Here is an 18353-nt window from a genome sequence, read left to right as displayed (position 1 = left end):
GCGCTCTCCTTGCGAGGCCACAGCGGATGCCGCGGTTCGCCGCACGGATGGCCCTCAGCCGAGCATCGCTAGCCTCGAGCATGCGCAACCCTATCCCGGAGCTCCTCGACGAGATGCTGCGCGAGTGCGCCGACGACGACGGCGGGGAGCTGCACGACGAGATCCCCGAGCTCGCCGAGGCAGACCCGGACCGCTTCGCGATCGCGCTCTGCACCGCCGACGGCACCGTCTACGCGTCGGGCGACGCCGAGCACCGCTTCACCATCCAGTCGATCTCGAAGCCGCTGGCCTACGCGCTCGCGCTCGCCGACCGCGGCATCGAGACGGTGCTCGAGCACGTCGGGGTCGAGCCCTCGGGCGACGCGTTCAACGAGATCTCGCTCGAGCGCAGCGGCCGTCCGCGGAACCCCATGATCAACGTCGGCGCCGTGACGACGCACGCGCTCATCGGCGACCCCGAGTGGAGCCTCGCCGAGCGCGACGAGCGCGTCCGCTCGGGGCTCTCGGCGTTCGCCGGCCGCGAGCTCGAGATCGACGAGGCGGTCTTCGAGTCGGAGCGCTCGGTCGCGAGCCACACGCTCGCCCTCGCCTACCTCGCGCACTCGCAGGGCAAGCTCGACGGCGAGCCGCACGACGCCGTCGACGGCTACATCCGGCAGTGCTCGATGCTCGTCGACGTGCGCGACCTCGCGGTGATGGCGATGACGCTCGCCGGCGGCGGCAGGAACCCCGTCACGGGTGAGCAGGTCGTGCCGGTCTGGGCGTGCACGCAAGCGCTGAGCGTCATGGCGACGTGCGGCATGTACGACGCGGCGGGCGACTGGATGAGCCGGGTCGGCATCCCTGCGAAGAGCGGCGTCGCGGGCGGCGTGCTGGGCGCGCTCCCCGGGCAGATCGGCGCCGGCGCCTTCTCGCCGCGACTCGACGACGTCGGCACGAGCGTGCGCGGCGAGCAGGCCTTCGCGCGCATGTCGACCGAGTTCGGCCTCCACCTCATGCACGCGCCCGAGGTCGCGACGCACGTGCTCTACGGCGTCGTCGAGCCCGACACCGACGGCGACGGCGTCCGCGAGGTGCAGCTGCAGGGCACGATGCACTTCGCCGCGGCCGAGGCGGCGCTGCGCGAGCTCGAAGGGCTCCCCGACGATCGCTCGCCCGTCGTGCTGGACCTGACGCGCGTCGTCTCGGCGAGCGCCATCGGCCGTCGTCTGCTGACCGAGGCCGTCGAGCGGATGCGCGCCGACGGTCGGGACGTGCGGGTCACCGACCCAGACGGCGTGCTGGGCGGATGACGCGAGGCGCGCGGGCCGTGGGCCGGTGACCGCGATCCGGAGAGCAGGAGGGGAACCATGGGTGCCGCATTGGTCACAGGAGCTTCGCGCGGGATCGGACGCGCGATCGCTCGGGCTCTCGCCGAGCGCGGAGACCGCGTGGCGGTCCACTACGGCTCCGACAGCGCCGCGGCGGAGGAGACGCTCCGCTCGATGACCGGCGTCGGCCACATCGCGGTCGGTGGAGACATCGGCGATCCCGACAGCGCTGCCGACATTGTGCGGGCCGCCGACGATGCGCTCGGTGGGATCGACATCCTCATCAACAACGCCGCTGTGGCGCCCGCCGACGACGTCCGCCATCGGGTCGACGAGGCGAGCTTCGAGGAGTGGCAGGCGGCTTGGCGGAGGATCGTCGACGTCGATCTCCTCGGCGCTGCGAACCTGACCTTCCTCGTCGCGCGCCGCTTGATCGACCGCGGAGCGCCTGGGTTCGTCGTCAACGTCGGATCCCGAGGCGCGTACCGGGGCGAACCGGAGTTCCCTGCCTACGGCGCCGCGAAGGCCGGGCTGCACGCGTTCGGACAGTCGATGGCGGTGGCCCTCGCGCCGCACGGCATCGTCGTGACGACGATCGCGCCGGGATTCGTCAGCACGGAGCGGCAGAGCGCGAAGCTCGAAGGCGCCGCGGGCGAGGACCTGCGCGCGCAGAGCCCCTTCGGGCGCGTCGGGACGCCGGAGGAGGTCGCCGCGGCGGTGCTCTTCCTGAGCTCGCCGGCGGCGACATGGTCGTCGGGCGGGGTGCTCGACTTCAATGGTGCGTCGTACTTGCGCTCCTGAGCCGCCGGCGGATGCGCGGCGCGCACGATGGAGGGGCGGCGCCGCAGCGCCGCCCCTCCATCGTCGTGGACTAGAAGTCCCAGTCCTCGTCCTCGGTCGCCTCGGCCTTGCCGATGACGTAGGAGGAGCCGGAGCCCGAGAAGAAGTCGTGGTTCTCGTCGGCGTTCGGCGACAGGGCCGACAGGATCGCCGGGTTGACGTCGGTGACCGTCGACGGGAACAGCGGCTCGAAGCCGAGGTTCATCAGTGCCTTGTTGGCGTTGTAGTGGAGGAACTTCTTGACGTCCTCAGTGAGCCCCACGGGGTCGTACAGCTCGGCCGAGTACTTCGACTCGTTCTCGTAGAGCTCGTAGAGCAGCGAGTACGTGTAGTCCTTGAGCTCGGCCTGCTTCTCGGGCGTGAGCTGCTCGTAGCCCTTCTGGAACTTGTAGCCGATGTAGTAGCCGTGCACGGCCTCGTCGCGGATGATGAGGCGGATCATGTCGGCCGTGTTCGTGAGCTTCGCGCGGCTCGACCAGTGCATCGGCAGGTAGAAGCCCGAGTAGAACATGAACGACTCGAGCAGCGTCGAGGCGACCTTGCGCTTGAGCGGGTCGTCGCCCTCGTAGTAGCCGATGATGATCTCGGCCTTGCGCTGCAGGTACGGGTTCTCCGTCGACCAGCGGAAGGCGTCGTCGATCTCCTTCGTCGACGCGAGCGTCGAGAAGATCGACGAGTACGACTTCGCGTGCACGCTCTCCATGAAGGCGATGTTCGTGAGCACCGCCTCCTCGTGCGGCGTCACCGCGTCGGGGATGAGCGAGACGGCGCCGACCGTGCCCTGGATCGTGTCGAGCAGCGTGAGGCCGGTGAAGACGCGCATCGTGAGCAGCTTCTCGTCCTTGGTGAGCGTCGCCCACGACTGGATGTCGTTCGAGAGCGGCACCTTCTCGGGCAGCCAAAAGTTGTTCACGAGGCGGTTCCACACTTCGAGGTCCTTCTCGTCCTCGATGCGGTTCCAGTTGATCGCCCGCACGAGGTGGTTGTGGCGGTGCTGGCGCTTCTGCGCCTCGGTCTGCACGCCGCCGTCGAGCGCCTCCTGGATCTCGGCGCGGTCGGCCTCGATCGCCGGGCCGGCCTCCTCGGCGAGGGCCGGGGCGTCGATGGGGTCGTCGAAGACCGACGCCTGCGTCTCTTGGGTGTCCATGTCCTGTTCCTTCATCGTTGTCGCGCTAAAAGTGAGGAAATCACAGCATGCAGCTGACGCAGCCGTCCACTTCCGTACCTTCGAGCGCCAGCTGGCGCAGTCGCACGTAGTAGATCGTCTTGATGCCCTTGCGCCACGCGTAGATCTGCGCGCGGTTGATGTCGCGGGTCGTCGCGGTGTCCTTGAAGAACAGCGTGAGCGAGAGGCCCTGGTCGACGTGCTGCGTCGCCGCGGCGTAGGTGTCGATGATCTTCTCGGGGCCGATCTCGTAGGCGTCCTGGAAGTACTCGAGGTTGTCGTTCGTCATGAACGGCGCCGGGTAGTAGACGCGCCCGAGCTTGCCCTCCTTGCGGATCTCGATCTTCGCCGCGATCGGGTGGATCGACGACGTCGAGTTGTTGATGTACGAGATCGAGCCGGTCGGGGGCACCGCCTGCAGGTTCTGGTTGTAGATGCCGTGCTGCTGCACGAGCGCCTTGAGGTCGCGCCAGTCATCCTGCGTCGGGATGTGGATCTCCGACTTGTCGAAGAGCTCCTGCACGCGGGCGGTCGCCGGCTTCCACTCCTGCTCGGTGTACTTGTCGAAGAACTCGCCGGTCGCGTACTTCGAGCGCTCGAAGCCCTCGAAGGTGCGGCCCTTCTCCTGCGCGATGCGGTTGGAGGCCCGCAGCGCGTGGAACAGCACCGTGTAGAAGTAGATGTTCGTGAAGTCGATGCCCTCCTCGGAGCCGTAGAAGATCCGCTCGCGGCCGAGGTAGCCGTGCAGGTTCATCTGGCCGAGGCCGATCGCGTGGCTCATGTCGTTGCCGCGCGCGATCGACGGCACGGAGCCGATGTTCGACTGGTCGGAGACCGCCGTGAGCGCCCGGATGGCCGTCTCGACGGTCTTGCCGAAGTCGGGCGAGTCCATCGACAGCGCGATGTTCATCGAGCCGAGGTTGCAGGAGATGTCCTTGCCGACCGAGACGTAGTCGAGGTCGTCGTCGTAGGTCGACGGCGTGTTGACCTGCAGGATCTCGCTGCAGAGGTTCGACATGTTGATCCGGCCCTCGATCGGGTTCTCTCGGTTCACCGTGTCCTCGAACATGATGTACGGGTAGCCCGACTCGAACTGGATCTCGGCGAGCGTCTGGAAGAACTCGCGCGCGTTGATCTTCGTCTTCGTGATGCGCGGGTCGTCGACCATCTCGTGGTACTTCTCGGTCACCGAGATGTCGCTGAAGGGCACGCCGTAGACGCGCTCGACGTCGTACGGCGAGAACAGGTACATGTCCTCACCCTTCTTCGCGAGCTCGAAGGTGATGTCGGGCACCACGACGCCGAGCGACAGCGTCTTGATGCGGATCTTCTCGTCGGCGTTCTCGCGCTTCGTGTCGAGGAACCGCATGATGTCGGGGTGGTGCGCCTGCAGGTACACCGCGCCCGCGCCCTGGCGCGCGCCGAGCTGGTTCGCGTACGAGAAGCTGTCTTCGAACAGCTTCATCACGGGGATGACGCCCGAGGACTGGTTCTGGATCTGCTTGATCGGGGCGCCGTACTCGCGGATGTTCGTGAGGTTGAACGCCACGCCGCCGCCGCGCTTCGAGAGCTGCAGCGCGGAGTTGATCGAGCGCCCGATCGACTCCATGTTGTCCTCGATGCGCAGCAGGAAGCACGAGACGAGCTCGCCGCGCTGCTTCTTGCCCGCGTTGAGGAAGGTCGGGGTGGCCGGCTGGAAGCGGCCGTTGACGACCTCGTCGACGATGTGCTCGGCGAGCGTCTCGTCGCCCGCGGCGAGGGCGAGCGCGACGTTCACGACGCGGTCCTCGTAGCGCTCGAGGTAGCGCTTCCCGTCGAAGGTCTTGAGCGTGTACGACGTGTAGTACTTGAAGGCGCCGAGGAACGTCGGGAAGCGGAACTTGTAGCCGTAGGCGCGCTTCATGAGCGACTTGATGAACTCGAAGGAGTACTGGTCGAGCACTTCCTTCTCGTAGTAGTCGTTCTCGACCAGGTAGTCGAGCTTCTCCTTGAGCGAGTGGAAGAAGACGGTGTTCTGGTTGACGTGCTGCAGGAAGTACTGGTTGGCCGCCTCGCGGTCCTTCTCGAACTGGATCTTGCCGTCCGGTCCGTAGAGGTTGAGCATCGCGTTGAGCGCGTGGTAGTCCATCGCCGACGTCTTGCCCGTCGTCATCTCGGGCGTCACTGTCGCCATAGTCCATCCAATCCATCGTTGACGACGCGCACGTCGTCGGGGGTTCCGAAGAGTTCGAAGCGGTAGAGGTGCGGCACGTCGCACTTGCGGGCGATGATGTCGCCCGCAAGCCCGTAGCCCGCGCCGAAGTTGGTGTTGCCGGCGCTGATGACGCCCCGCAGGTGCTTGCGGTTCTGCTCATCGTTGAGGAACCGGATGACCTGCTTCGGGACGGCACCCTTGCCGTCGCCGCCGCCGTAGGTCGGCACGATGAGCACGTAGGGCTCTCGCTGCTCGAGCGGCGGGTCGGAGGCGTACAGGGGGATGCGCGAGGCCGGCCGGCCGAGCTTCTCGACGAAGCGGGCGGTGTTGCCCGACACGCTCGAGAAGTAGACGACCTGGTTCACGGCGCCCCCCTGCCGGCGGCGCGGCTCAAGCCGCGATGATCGCCTTGATGCGGTCGGGCTGGAAGCCCGACCAGTGCTGCTCGTCGGCGATCACGACGGGTGCCTGCATGTAGCCGAGCTCCTTGACCGTCTGCAGCGCCTTGTCGTCGGCGGTCACGTCGAAGATCTCGTACTCGATGCCCTGGGCGTCGAGCGCGCGAGTGGTCATCGTGCACTGCACGCAGGCGGGCTTCGAATAGACGGTGACGGTCATGGCCGCTCTCCTCGGTGTGGTTCCGGTGCTGAGGTCTCGTGGTCCGGCCGTGGCCGGGCTCCCACTATATGTGGGGTCTGGCGGCGATCAAGGACACAAGATGGTGTGTTTCTCCACACCTGAGTCAACAAGAACTCCACAGGTGTCATTCCCGCCGCGGAACGACGCGGAAAAGCCTGTGGAGAGTCGGCGCGGACCCTGTGGGGAGTCGGCCGGAAGATCTTCGCGACACGCCGACGACGACTTACACCGGTGTGGTTCGGGGTCGGCATCGGGCACCTCCGGGGGCTTCGAGAGGCACGCTACGCCCGGCCGCCCACATGCCGCTCAGCGCTCCCGCAGCGCCCGCAGCCGCTCGCGCTCCGCCGGCTCGAGCCGCTCGGTCGCGAAGCGCAGGGCGATCGCCGTCATGCCCGGCGCCTCCCGCTCGAGCACGCCGATCAGCAGCTCGCGATCGACCTTGCCGACCTCGCGCAGCACGGCGCCGATCGTGCGCTGCAGCTGCGTCGCGGGGGAGCCGAGCATCCCGAGGGCGAGCCGCACCGCATCCGCCGGCCGCCCGCGCCGCACGAGCGGGAGCGAGCCCATGAGCGCGCTGCGCTGCCGGAGCGGTTCGGCCGATCCCGCGAGGTCGTCGAGCACCGCGGTGCCGTGCTCGAGCGCGGCGCGGCCGAGCACGGAGGGCGCCGCGAGGTCGACGAGGTCCCACGAGACGATCCGGTCGTGCTCGGCGACGTAGAGCGCGGCGGCCTCGTCGAGCCACGGATCGCCCCGTCGGGCGCGCTTGGCACGCTGCCCGATGATGCTGAGGCCCAGCACGCGTGCCTCGTGCTCCTGCCGCTGCAGCAGCGCCCGCACCACCTCGAGTGGCGCGTCGAGGTGCTCGCGCGCGAGGGCGAACACCGCGCCCATGCGCACGCCGAGGATCTCGGTCTCGACGCGGTCGGCGAGCGCCCGCTCGAGCGCGGCCCGCTGCTCCGGGCTCGCGAGCGCGCGCAGCCGCTCGACGAGCGCGATCGGCGCGTCCGCCCCCTCCGGCTGCACGGGCCCAGGCTGGCACCCGTGCAGGTCGCGCACAAGGCTCGCTCAGGCGCGGCCCGTACCGTCGCCGACGCACACCAGTGGAGAAGGAGGCAGCATGGCTGACATCACCGGCAAGAAGGTCGCGTTCGTGCTCACGGACGGCTTCGAGGACTCCGAGCTCACGAGCCCGTGGGAGGCGGTGCAGGCCGCGGGCGGCACGCCGACCCTCGTCTCGCCCAAGGATGGCTCGATCGAGGGCAAGAACGGGCACGAGCAGGCCGTGGATGCCGCACCCGGCTCCGTGAGCGCATCCGACTTCGACGCCCTCGTGCTGCCGGGCGGCGTCGTGAACGCCGACCACCTGCGGATGGACGAGGCGTCCGTCGCGCTCGTGAAGGGCTTCGCCGACGCGGGGAAGCCCATCGGCGTCATCTGCCACGGCGCGTGGATCCTCATCGAGGCGGGCGCCGTCAACGGCCGCCGGATGACGAGCTACCCGAGCCTCAAGACGGACCTCCGGAACGCGGGTGCCGATTGGGTCGACGAGGAGGTCGTCACGGACAAGGGGCTCGTCTCGAGCCGCACGCCCGACGACCTGCCGGCGTTCAACGCGAAGATCGTCGAGGAGTTCGCCGAGGGCACGCACGAGCGCTGACCGGAGCGGGCAGGAGCCGGCTGTCCGCTGCGGCAGCCGGCCTCTGCCATCTTGGGAGGGTCAGTCCTCCTGCCACCCGAGCTCGCGCGCGACGGCGACGAGCGAGCCCAGCAAGTGGGCGTTGTAGTCGAGCCCGAGCTGGCTCGGGAGGGCGAAGAGCACCGTGTCGGCCGCCTGCACCGCCTCGTCGGCGAGCAGCCGGCGGGCGACGTGCTCGGGCTCGCCCGCGTAGGTCGGGCCGCCGCGCGCCGCGCCGCCGTCGAGCCGGCCGACGCCGTCGTGCTGCTCGTCGGCGAGCCCGAAGTAGCGGCGGTCGTCGTCGGAGAAGAAGGGGAACGCGCTGCGGGTCACGGCCGTGCGGGGAGCGACCTCGTGCCCCGCCTCCGCGTAGGCGGCGAGGTAGCCGCGCACCTGGTCGGCCTGCTGCACGTGGAAGGGGCGGCCGTCGTCCTGCGTCAGCAGGGTCGACGACAGCAGGTGGTAGCCGTGCTCGCCCGCCCACAGGCCCGACGCGTGGTTGCCGGCGCCCCACCACAACCGGTCGGCGAGCCCGGGCGAGCGCGGCTCGACCGGCAGGTCGGGGCCCTGGCCGAGCTGCGCCGCCCGCTCCGAACGCGCTTGCGGCTCGCCCCGCAGCGCCCGCCGGAAGTGCGCGGCGTGCTCGCGGGCGACGTCGGCCCAGCGCTCGCCGACGCCGAGCCCGAGCCCGAAGCGCTCCTGGCCGTCGATCGCGGGCTCGGGGGAGCCGCGCGAGATGCCGAGCTGCAGCCGGCCGCCCGAGAGCAGGTCGGCGGCGCTCGCGAGCTCGGTCATGGCGAGCGGCTGCTCGTAGCGCAGGTCGACGACGCCGGTGCCGAGCTCGAGCGTCGACGTGCGGGCAGCCATCGCGGCGAGCAGCGGGTACGGCGCGGCGAGCGACGTCGAGAAGTGATGCACGCGCACCCAGGCGCCGTCCATGCCCGCCTCCTCGGCCGCGACGGCGAGGTCGACGTGCATGCGGAGCGAGTCGCCCGCTGTCGGCACGCGCGCGCCGACGACCTGCCGGTAGTGGCCGAAGGAGAGGAAGCCGATCCGCTTGCGCATGGACGGGAGAACCCGGGCGCGCCGAGCCGCATTCCGCGTGACGCGTGCGCGAGGCGCAGTTGCGTGGCGCTATCTGACACGCCGCGTGACAACCGCACCTTATTGCCGCTATAACTGTATCTGCGCACCAGCCCGTCTGGCTCGCGCGAGTCCCTCACCGCATCCCTAGGAGCACCGTGCCCACCACTGACGCGCCCGCGCCCTCGCGCGCTCGCCGGATCCTCGGATCCTTCGGCTTCCAGATCTCCGCCGCGCTCGTGCTCGGCGTCGTGCTCGGCCTCGTCGCGCTGCAGCTCGGCCCCAGCGCCGACGGCGCCGACAACCCGCTCGCCGAGACGCTCGCGACGATCGGCTCGAGCTACGTCGCGCTGCTCAAGACCGCCGTCGTGCCGCTCATCCTCACCGCGATCATCGCCTCGATCGCGCGGCTCGGCCGCGTGCAGAACGCCGCGCGGCTCGCGGGCCAGACGCTCCTGTGGTTCGCGATCACCGCGGCGATCGCGGTCACGATCGGCATCGCCCTCGGCGTGACGCTGCAGCCCGGCGCCCGCGTCGACGGCTCGGGGCTCGAGCCTGGCGAGCCGAGCCGCGTCGGCGGCTGGTGGGACTTCCTCACGGGCCTCGTGCCGCAGAACTTCCTCGGCCTCACCGTCTCGACGCGCGAGTCGGCCGAGGGCGTCATCAGCTCGACCGTCGGCTTCAACGTGCTGCAGGTCATCGTCGTCGCGACCGTCGTCGGCATCGCCGCGCTCAAGCTCGGCACGAAGGCGCAGCCCTTCCTCGACTTCACCGAGTCGACCCTCAAGGTGATCCAGAAGGCGCTGTGGTGGATCATCCGCATCGCCCCGATCGGCACGGTCGGCCTGCTCGGCAACGCCGTCGTGCAGTACGGCTGGGAGAAGCTCGGCACGCTCGCGTGGTTCGTCGGCGCGATCTACCTCGGGCTCGCGCTCGTGCTGTTCGTCGTCTACCCGGCGCTCGTCAAGGCGCACGGCCTCTCGATCCGCCAGTACTTCTCGGGCGTCTGGCCCGCGGTGCAGCTCGCGTTCGTGAGCCGCTCGTCGATGGGCACGCTCCCGCTCACGCAGCGCGTCACCGAGCGCAACCTCGGCGTGCCGCGCGAGTACGCGTCGTTCGCCGTGCCGTTCGGCTCGACGACCAAGATGGACGGCTGCGCCGCGATCTACCCCGCGATCGCCGCGATCTTCGTCGCCCAGTTCTTCGGCATCGAGCTGACGCTCATCCAGTACCTGCTCATCGCCGTCGTCTCGATCGTCGGCTCGGCCGCGACCGCGGGCACGACCGGCGCGACCGTCATGCTCACGCTGACCCTCTCGACGCTCGGCCTGCCGCTCGAGGGCGTCGGCCTGCTGCTCGCCGTCGACCCGATCGTCGACATGGGCCGCACCGCGGTCAACGTCGCGGGCCAGGCGCTCGTGCCGACGATCGTCGCGAAGCGCGAGGGCATCCTCGACCGCGCGATCTACGACGGCCCGCGCGGCGACGGCCCGTTCCTCGACGACTCCGACGAGGCGGCCGAGGCGGATGCGTCGACGCCGTCGGGCGCGGAGCCCGATGAGCGCCGGGAGCCGGTGCCGGCGCGCTGAGCCCGGGCAGGATCGGAGAAGCGAGCCGCGATGCGCACCGGCAAGATGGTGCGCATCGCGGCTCGCGCGATCGACGACGATCGGAGGATCCCCATGGCGAAGACCGAGGCGAAGACCGAGGACGGCACGCTCTCGAAGGAGGAGCGCGAGGCGCTCAAGGCCCGCACCGCCGAGCTGCGGCGGCAGTCCAAGGGCGGCAACAAGAAGGAGCGCGACCGGCAGGACGTGCTCGACGCGATCGAGGGGCTCCCCGAGCCCGACAAGTCGCTCGCGCAGATGGTGCACGAGGTCGTCTCCGAGACGGCGCCCGACCTCGACCCGAAGACCTGGTACGGCTTCCCGTCCTACGCGCGCGACGGCAAGGTGCTCGTGTTCTTCCAGCAGGCGTCGAAGTTCGACGAGCGCTACTCGACGCTCGGATTCCAGACGATCGCGAACCTCGACGACGGCGACATGTGGCCGACCTCGTACGCGGTCGTGGCCGACACCCCGAAGGTGCGCAAGCAGATCGCCGAGCTGGTCGCGAAGGCGGTCAGCTGATCCCGGTCGGTCGGGAATGCGCATCGCCCAGCAGCGTTGTCTAAACTTGAGTCGGGCACACTCAAGTCCGACACGACGACTTCAGGGAGATGCACATGGCCGCGATCTACGGGCCGAGCTACGGGTTCGGCGGCGACGGGTCCTTCGATGACTTCATCGCGCGGATCCTGCAAGGACAGCGCGTCCCGGCGCAGCGCTCGGTCGACCTCTCGCGCCTCGTCTCGCGGCGCATGAGCTCGGTCATGGCGAGCGCCGTCGAGTACGCGCGCGAGCACCGGCACGCCGAGGTCGACGCGCTGCACCTGCTGCACGCGCTCCTCGAGCTGCCGCAGGTCGGCGCGACCGTCGCGGGCGTCGGCGTCGACACGGATGCGCTGCGCACGACGGTCGAGGAGCGGATGCCGGCCGACGGGGATCGTGAGATGCCCACTCCGCCGTCGCTCACCGCATCCGCCCAACGCGCACTGCGCGACGCCTACCAGATCGCGCGCGCCAACGGCTCGAGCTACATCGACCCCGAGCACCTCTTCTTCGCCTTCATCGTCGCGGGCGACAGCGCCGTCGGCGCGCTCCTGCAGGAGACGGGCATCACGCCCGATGCGCTGCAGCGCGCCGCCGCGCAGGCGCAGCGCGACGCGATCGAGGCCCAGCAGGCGCGGCCGTCGAAGGCGGTCGACCCGAGCTCGACCACGCCGACGCTCGACGAGTTCGGCACCGACCTCACGGAGCGCGCCCGCGCGGGCGAGCTCGACCCCGTGATCGGTCGCGCCGACGAGATCGAGCAGACGATCGAGATCCTCTCGCGCCGCACGAAGAACAACCCCGTGCTCATCGGCGAGGCGGGCGTCGGCAAGACGGCGATCGTCGAGGGGCTCGCGCGCGCGATCGTCGAGGGCGAGACCGAGGCCGGCACCGTGCCGAAGTCGCTGCTCGGCAAGCGCGTCGTCGCCCTCGACATGACCGCGATGGTCGCCGGCACGCGCTACCGCGGCGACTTCGAGGAGCGCATCACGAAGGCGATGGAGGAGATCAGCGCGCACAAGGACGAGCTCATCGTCTTCATCGACGAGCTGCACTCGATCCTCGGCGCGGGCGGCGGCGGTGAGGGCGGCATGGACGCCGCGAACATCTTGAAGCCCCGCCTCGCGCGCGGCGAGCTGCACATGATCGGCGCGACGACCCTCGCGGAGTTCCGCCGCATCGAGAAGGACGCGGCGCTCACCCGCCGCTTCCAGCCCGTGCTCGTCGCCGAGCCGAGCGTCGAGGACGCCGTCCGGATCCTCGAGGGGCTCGCGCCCGCCTACGCGGAGCACCACCGCGTGACGTACACGCCCGAGGCGATCCGCGCCGCGGTCGAGCTCTCGCACCGCTACATCAGCGACCGCTTCCTGCCCGACAAGGCGATCGACCTCATCGACCAGGCGGGCGCGCGGCTGCGGCTGCGGCTCGGCACGAAGGTCGACGTCGATGCGCTCGTCAAGGAGCGCGAGCACCTCGAGGACGAGAAGCGGCAGGCCGTCGAGGCCGAGGAGTTCGAGGAGGCGACCCGCATCCGCGACCGCATCGCGGCGATCCAGGCCGCGATCGACTCCGGCTCGGGCGAGGACGGCACGGTCGACGAGGAGGAGATCGCCGAGGTCGTCGCGCGAGCGACGGGCATCCCCGCGTCGCGGCTCACCGAGGGCGACCGCGAGCGGCTCGCCCGCCTCGAGCAGGAGCTGCACGAGCGGGTCGTCGGGCAGACGGATGCGGTGAGCGCGATCGCGAAGGCCGTCCGCCGGTCGCGCTCGGGGCTCGGCGACGCGTCGCGGCCCATCGGCTCGTTCCTCTTCCTCGGCCCGACGGGCGTCGGCAAGACCGAGCTCGCGAAGGCGCTCGCGTCGAGCCTGTTCGGCTCGGAGGGCGCGCTCGTGCGCTTCGACATGTCGGAGTTCGGCGAGCGGCACACGGTCGCGCGCCTCATCGGCGCCCCTCCCGGGTACGTCGGCTACGACGAGGCCGGCCAGCTCACCGAGAAGGTGCGGCGCCAGCCGTACTCGGTCGTGCTGCTCGACGAGATCGAGAAGGCGCATCCGGACGTCTTCAACCTGCTGCTGCAGGTGCTCGAGGACGGCCGGCTCACCGACGGCCAAGGCCGCACGGTCGACTTCCGCAACACGGTCGTCATCATGACCTCCAACCTCGGCAGCGAGTTCCTCGCGTCGAAGGCCGGCCCGATCGGCTTCCAGGCCGGCGACGGCACCGGCTCGGCCGACGAGCTGCGCGCGAAGGTCATGGGGCGGCTGCGCGAGCAGATGCGCCCCGAGCTCATCAACCGCATCGACGAGATCGTGCTGTTCCAGAAGCTCGAGCCGGAGGAGCTGCGGCAGATCGTGTCGCTGCTGCTCGGCCGCGTGCGCGAGCGGCTCGCGGCGCAGGAGCTCGAGCTCGAGGTGACGGATGCGGCCCTCGGCTGGCTCGCGGAGCACGGGTACGAGCCCGAGTTCGGTGCGCGGCCGCTGCGCCGGCTCATCCAGCGCGAGGTCGAGGACCGCGTTGCCGACCTCATCGTCGGCGGCCTCGAGCGCGGCACGGTGCGCGTCGACGTCGAGGGCGATGCACTCGCGGTGACCCCGGCCTGAGCCGCACCCCCGGGCGGAGGGGGCTTGCCACCCGGCGTGTCCCCCGCCATGCTCTCCTGACACGAAGGAGGCGCCATGGCCGCTCTCTCCGCCCGGCTCGCCGCGGTGCTCGACGCGCTGCCGCTGCGCCCCGGCATGCGCGTGCTCGAGCTCGGCTGCGGCCCCGGCGCGCTCGCGCGCGCGATCGCCGAGCGCGTCGGGCCCGAGGGCTTCGTGCTCGGCGTCGACCGCTCGATGATGGCCGTGCAGGCCGCCGAGCGGCAGTCCGATGCGGGCAACCTGAAGTTCCGCGTCGTCAACGCCGAGGGCTTCCGCCTGAAGGCGGGGGAGGAGCCCTTCGACCTCGTCGTCGCCATCCGGGTCGGCGCGCTCGACGGTCGCCACCCCGAGCTCGAGGCGGCCGCGATGGAGCGGCTCCGCGCCGCGACGGTGCCCGGCGCCTCCCTCTTCATCGACCGCGGCGACCCGCTCGAGCAGATCGCGCTCCACAGCGAGCCCGCTCCGGCCGCGTGACGCGAGCGGGCCGGGGTATCGTCGACCCGGATCCGTCGGAGGGCCTCGGGGAGCGCAGCATGAGCGATCGCGTCGCGGTCATCGGCGCGGGCGTCATCGGCCTCTCGACCGCGCTCGAGCTCGCGGCCAAGGGCCGCGACGTCACCGTGCTCGCCGATGCCGACTCGCTCGAGTCGACCTCCGCGGTCGCCGGCGCCGTCTGGTTCCCGTACGCGGCCGAGCGCTCGGCCGCCGTCGACGCGATGCTCGCGACGACCCTCGAGCGCTTCCGCCGCATCGTCGCCGACCACCCGGAGGCGGGCGTCGACCTCCGCACCGGCGTCATCGTCGAGCGCTCGCCCGAGCCCGACCGCTCGTGGACGGCCTGGGTCGACGCGACGGCGGTCGACGCATCCGAGCTCGAGGCCATCGAGCTGCCTGCGGGCGCGACGGGTCTGCGCACCACTGTGCCGCTCGCGACGATGTCGCTCTACCTGCCGTGGCTGCGCGAGCGCTGCGCCGGGCTCGGCGTGCGGTTCGAGCGCCGCGCGGTCGACGACGTGGATGCGCTCGCGCGCGCCTTCGACGTCGCGGTCGTCGCCGCCGGGGTGCGGTCCGGCTCGCTGCTCGGCGACGACGCGAGCGTCGTGCCCATCCGCGGCCAGGTCGTGCGGGTCGAGAACCCGGGCGTGACGGAGTTCGTGATCGACGACGACGATCCCGCGGGCCTCACCTACGTGCTGCCGCGCCGTGATTGCCTCGTGCTCGGCGGCACGCACGAGGTCGGCGCGACCTCGCTCGAGCCCGCCCCGGCGATCGAGGCGGGCATCCTCGAGCGCTGCGCGCGGCTCGTGCCCGCCGTCGCCGGAGCGCCGATCGTGTCGCGCGCCGTGGGCCTGCGTCCGGGCCGCGAGCGGCTGCGCATCGAGGAGGTGCCCGGTCGCGCGCTCCGCAGCATCGCCGCCTACGGGCACGGCGGCTCGGGCATGACGCTCTCGTGGGGCACGGCCGAGCGCGTCGCCGCGCTGCTCGAGTGAGCCCGCCGGCACGAGGGCCGACACGCGGACGATTCATTCGCCGGTCACATAGGAAGCCTGGCTAACATACCCGGGTCGAGGTGCCTCCGGACTGCATGAGCGGCCCGTGCATCCCTTCCGAAGGAGCACTCGTGACCCGCAGCAGCGATCCCACCGCACCCGCCGACCGATACGTGCGCTACCGCTGGTGGGGCCTCGTCGCCATCAGCCTCGGCGTCGCGATCATCATCATGGACTCGACGATCGTCTCGGTCGCGATCCCCGCGATCGTCGCCGATCTCGAGATCTCGAGCACCGAGATCCAGTGGGTGCAGGAGATCTACACGCTGCTGTTCGCGGCGCTGCTGCTCACGTGGGGGCGGCTCGCCGACCGCGTCGGGCGCCGTCGCATCATGCTCATCGGCGTCGTCGTCTTCGTCGCCTCGAGCGTGCTGTGCGCGATCGCCGACAGCGGCGCCGTGCTCATCGCCGGCCGCGCGCTGCAGGGCCTCGGCGGCTCGATGATCCTGCCGACGACGCTCGCGCTCCTCAACGCCAACTTCCACGGGCGCGAGCGCGGCATCGCCTTCGCCGTCTGGGGATCGACGATCGGCGGCATGGCCGCGATCGGCCCACTCGCGGGCGGCTGGCTCACCGAGCACGCGAGCTGGCGCTGGGCCTTCGGCATCAACGTGCCGGTCGGCATCCTCATCGTCGTGGGACTCCTGCTGTTCGTCGCCGAGTCGAAGGAGCGGGCGACGGATGCGCGGGGCCGGCTCGACCTCGTCGGCGCGGCCCTGTCGATCGTCGGCTTCGGCGCGCTCGTGTTCGGGCTCATCGAGGGCCGCAGCTACGGGTGGTGGACCGCGAGCGAGGAGGCGCCGTTCGAGGTGCTCGGCCTCTCGCCGGTGCCGATCGCGTTCCTCGTCGCGATCGCGGCGCTCGCGACCTTCGTCGTCGTCGAGCGCGCTCGTGGCCGCGCCGGCAAGGGCGTCATCCTCGACCTCTCGCTCTTCCGCATCCCCTCGTTCGCCAACGGCAACGTCACGGCGCTCATCGTGAGCTTCGGCGAGTTCGGCCTCATCCTGTCGCTGCCGCTGTGGTTCCAGAACGTGCTCGGGTACACCGCGTTCGAGGCGGGGCTCGCGCTCGTGCCGCTCGCGGCCGGCTCGTTCCTCGCGAGCGGCGCGGTCGCCGGGCTCGCGCGCCGCTTCTCGCCCGTCGTCGTCGTGCGCGTCGGCCTCGTGCTCGAGATCGCGGCCATCGCCGCGCTCGCGCTCCTCATCCGGCCCGACTCGACGGCGTGGCTCACCTCGCCCGTGCTGTTCGTCTACGGCATGGGCGTCGGCCTCGCGACGGCGCAGCTCACGAGCGTCGTGCTCGCCGACGTGCCGGTCGAACGCAGCGGTCAGGGCTCGGCGACGCAGAGCACCGCCCGCCAGACGGGCTCGGCGCTCGGCATCGCGGTGCTCGGCACGGCGTTCTTCTCGACGCTCGCGTCGGGGACCGAGAGCCGGCTCGCCCAGCAGCTCGCCGCGAACCCCGCGCTCGAGCCGCTCGTCGAGTCGGTGCGGGCGAGCTCGGGCGGCAGCATCGGGGCGCTCGCGGCCGACCCGGCGACGGCGTTCGTCGCAGACGCGGCGCGGGCGGCGATGACCGACGGCACGGCGCTCGCGGCGTGGATCGCCGCGGCGGCGCTCGTCGTCGGACTGCTCTCGAGCCTGCGGATCACGCAGGGCACCGAGCGGTCGCGGGATGCGGCGGCTCGAGCCGCCGACCCGGCCGCCTGAATCAGGGCTGCTGCGGTCCGCCGTACGGCTGGCCGTACCCCTGACCCGACTGCTGCCCGTAGGGCGGGTGCTGCCCGTACGGCTGCTCGTACGGCTGCGCGGCGGGCGCGTAGCCGGTCGGCTGGCCGTAGGCCTGGCCGTACATCGCCCGGTAGTCGGGGTCGTACTGCACGCCAGCCGGGTTCGGCGGGAAGATGCACAGGATGAGCGGCACGATGCCGAAGCCGACGATGCTCAGCAGCGCGAACGCGCCGTGGAAGTTCGCGTCCTGCAGCCGTCGCCACATCGCCGCGTAGGTGGGCAGCAGCAGCGCGAGCCCGACGACGAGCAGGAGCGCGGTCCAGCCGAGCAGTGCGCCGAGCGGTCCCGCGACCTGGTCGGCGCTCGCGCTCATGCCGCGATCCTGCAGCTCGATCGTGCGCACGATGAGCTGCACGTACGCGATCCAGAACGGGATCTGCGCGACGAGCGAGACGAGGAAGCCGAAGAGCATCGCCCACCAGAACTCGCTGCGGCTCGCGCGCCCCGAGAACTTCACGTAGCCCTGGAAGAAGCGCTTGATCGCCTGCCCGAAGGAGGCGCCGCGCAGCGGCTGCCCCACCGGGGGGAGCGTCGAGGTGGTCGTCACCCGCCCATCATCGCGCACGTCGGCCGAGCGGGCGACTACGGCGTGAGGCCTCGCTCGAGCACGGCTGCCGCGATCGACCGGTCGCCCTCCACGGCGATCCCGGGCGCGTCGAGCGGCAGGCGGCCCCACGCGAGCAGCGCGAGCGCCTTCGACGGCCCGGCGATCGTGACAGCCTCGACGCCGTCGGGCGCGCCCGCGAGCGACAGGGAGGCGCCCGCGCCCTCGGGCTGGAAGGCGATCGCCGTCGAGGGTGGCTCGACCCGCTCGAGGCGCACCTGTCGCGGGTGCATGACGGTGACGACCTCGTGGAGGCAGTCGAGCCAGCGCTCGGCGGGCGCCTCGACGTCCTCGCCGATCGCGGCGCGCAGGTCCCACAGGTGCACGAGCGTCTCGTGCGCCTGCCGCCGGTGCCAGAAGCGCACGGTGCTGCCGGTGCGCTCCGCGCGGGGCACGCCGTCGTCGAGGAGCGTCCACGCAGGGGCGTCGGGGTCGAGCTCGGCGAGGGTCTCGCGCAGCTCGGTGGCGCACTCGGCGTAGAGCGCCGGCAGGTCGAAGGGCCCGCGACCGAGGGGCGTCTCCTGCTCGCGCCGCGCCTGGCCCGCGGCCCAGTGGTGGATGCGGGCGAGGTGCACGACGAGCTTCTCCACCGTCCAGCGCCCGAGCCACGGCACGGGCGTCGCGGGGTCGGCGCGCCGGGTCGTCTCGAGGAAGTGCTCCTGCAGATCGGCGAGCGCGCTCAGGTGGTCCATGGCGGCACGCTACGCCACCCGC

General features: G+C 71.1%; 17 protein-coding genes. 9 read left to right on the top strand and 8 right to left on the bottom strand.

Annotation, left to right across the window (positions count from 1 at the left end; translation table 11 throughout):
- Positions 1-80 precede the first annotated feature (80 nt).
- On the top strand, positions 81-1292 hold the full coding sequence (glsA, locus tag JQT67_RS07685; protein ID WP_208064171.1) for a glutaminase A: 1212 nt from the start codon (positions 81-83) through the stop codon (positions 1290-1292).
- Positions 1293-1349: 57 nt separating this feature from the next.
- Positions 1350-2111 carry an SDR family NAD(P)-dependent oxidoreductase gene (locus tag JQT67_RS07680; protein WP_208064170.1) on the top strand — a complete coding sequence of 254 codons (762 nt, stop codon included), beginning with the start codon at positions 1350-1352 and terminating at the stop codon, positions 2109-2111.
- 70 nt (positions 2112-2181) lie between these two features.
- On the opposite strand, the gene nrdF is transcribed toward JQT67_RS07680, so the two are convergent.
- From nrdF to JQT67_RS07655, 5 genes are all read right to left on the bottom strand, one after another.
- Positions 2182-3297: a class 1b ribonucleoside-diphosphate reductase subunit beta gene (gene nrdF, locus JQT67_RS07675; RefSeq protein WP_208064169.1), complete on the bottom strand. Its 1116-nt coding sequence runs from the start codon at positions 3295-3297 to the stop codon at positions 2182-2184.
- A 40-nt stretch (positions 3298-3337) separates the two neighbouring features.
- Positions 3338-5488, bottom strand: coding sequence for a class 1b ribonucleoside-diphosphate reductase subunit alpha (nrdE, locus tag JQT67_RS07670; protein WP_208064168.1), 2151 nt, complete (start codon positions 5486-5488; stop codon positions 3338-3340).
- On the bottom strand, positions 5476-5874 hold the full coding sequence (gene nrdI / locus JQT67_RS07665) for a class Ib ribonucleoside-diphosphate reductase assembly flavoprotein NrdI (RefSeq protein WP_208064167.1): 399 nt from the start codon (positions 5872-5874) through the stop codon (positions 5476-5478). The genes nrdE and nrdI overlap by 13 nt, the downstream gene beginning before the upstream one ends.
- A gap of 25 nt (positions 5875-5899) precedes the next feature.
- Positions 5900-6127, bottom strand: a complete 228-nt coding sequence (gene nrdH, locus JQT67_RS07660; RefSeq protein ID WP_021009527.1) for a glutaredoxin-like protein NrdH — start codon at positions 6125-6127, stop codon at positions 5900-5902.
- A 327-nt stretch (positions 6128-6454) separates the two neighbouring features.
- Positions 6455-7171, bottom strand: coding sequence for a DNA alkylation repair protein (locus JQT67_RS07655; RefSeq protein WP_208064166.1), 717 nt, complete (start codon positions 7169-7171; stop codon positions 6455-6457).
- Between the two features lie 94 nt (positions 7172-7265).
- Between JQT67_RS07655 and JQT67_RS07650 the strand changes: the two genes are divergently transcribed.
- Positions 7266-7805, top strand: a complete 540-nt coding sequence (locus JQT67_RS07650) for a type 1 glutamine amidotransferase domain-containing protein (RefSeq protein WP_208064165.1) — start codon at positions 7266-7268, stop codon at positions 7803-7805.
- Positions 7806-7865: 60 nt separating this feature from the next.
- On the opposite strand, the gene JQT67_RS07645 is transcribed toward JQT67_RS07650, so the two are convergent.
- A complete protein-coding gene (locus JQT67_RS07645; RefSeq protein ID WP_208064164.1) occupies positions 7866-8888 on the bottom strand; it encodes an LLM class flavin-dependent oxidoreductase in 1023 nt (340 codons plus the stop codon).
- A 176-nt stretch (positions 8889-9064) separates the two neighbouring features.
- On the opposite strand from JQT67_RS07645, the gene JQT67_RS07640 reads away from it, so the two are divergent.
- The 6 genes from JQT67_RS07640 (at position 9065) to JQT67_RS07615 (ending at position 16954) form a co-directional block, all read left to right on the top strand.
- Positions 9065-10495, top strand: coding sequence for a dicarboxylate/amino acid:cation symporter (locus JQT67_RS07640; protein ID WP_307864261.1), 1431 nt, complete (start codon positions 9065-9067; stop codon positions 10493-10495).
- Between the two features lie 30 nt (positions 10496-10525).
- On the top strand, positions 10526-11035 hold the full coding sequence (locus JQT67_RS07635) for an iron chaperone (protein ID WP_021009522.1): 510 nt from the start codon (positions 10526-10528) through the stop codon (positions 11033-11035).
- Positions 11036-11130: 95 nt separating this feature from the next.
- Positions 11131-13656 carry an ATP-dependent Clp protease ATP-binding subunit gene (locus tag JQT67_RS07630; RefSeq protein ID WP_208064163.1) on the top strand — a complete coding sequence of 842 codons (2526 nt, stop codon included), beginning with the start codon at positions 11131-11133 and terminating at the stop codon, positions 13654-13656.
- 75 nt (positions 13657-13731) lie between these two features.
- Complete coding sequence (locus JQT67_RS07625; RefSeq protein WP_208064162.1) at positions 13732-14169, top strand: cyclopropane-fatty-acyl-phospholipid synthase family protein; 438 nt, start codon at positions 13732-13734, stop codon at positions 14167-14169.
- Positions 14170-14228: 59 nt separating this feature from the next.
- Positions 14229-15185, top strand: a complete 957-nt coding sequence (locus JQT67_RS07620) for an FAD-binding oxidoreductase (protein WP_208064161.1) — start codon at positions 14229-14231, stop codon at positions 15183-15185.
- Between the two features lie 131 nt (positions 15186-15316).
- Positions 15317-16954, top strand: a complete 1638-nt coding sequence (locus JQT67_RS07615; RefSeq protein WP_307864260.1) for a DHA2 family efflux MFS transporter permease subunit — start codon at positions 15317-15319, stop codon at positions 16952-16954.
- Position 16955: 1 nt separating this feature from the next.
- On the opposite strand, the gene JQT67_RS07610 is transcribed toward JQT67_RS07615, so the two are convergent.
- Both JQT67_RS07610 and JQT67_RS07605 read right to left on the bottom strand, forming a co-directional pair.
- Positions 16956-17582, bottom strand: a complete 627-nt coding sequence (locus tag JQT67_RS07610) for a DUF805 domain-containing protein (protein WP_208064159.1) — start codon at positions 17580-17582, stop codon at positions 16956-16958.
- Positions 17583-17617: 35 nt separating this feature from the next.
- Positions 17618-18331, bottom strand: coding sequence for a maleylpyruvate isomerase family mycothiol-dependent enzyme (locus tag JQT67_RS07605; protein ID WP_208064158.1), 714 nt, complete (start codon positions 18329-18331; stop codon positions 17618-17620).
- Positions 18332-18353: the final 22 nt, after the last annotated feature.

It is taken from the genome of Agrococcus sp. TF02-05, from assembly GCF_017565345.1.
In the GTDB taxonomy this organism is placed as follows: domain Bacteria; phylum Actinomycetota; class Actinomycetes; order Actinomycetales; family Microbacteriaceae; genus Agrococcus; species Agrococcus pavilionensis.
The sequence above is the reverse complement of the archived record's forward strand: the minus strand, read 5'-3'. Positions and strand labels throughout refer to the sequence as shown.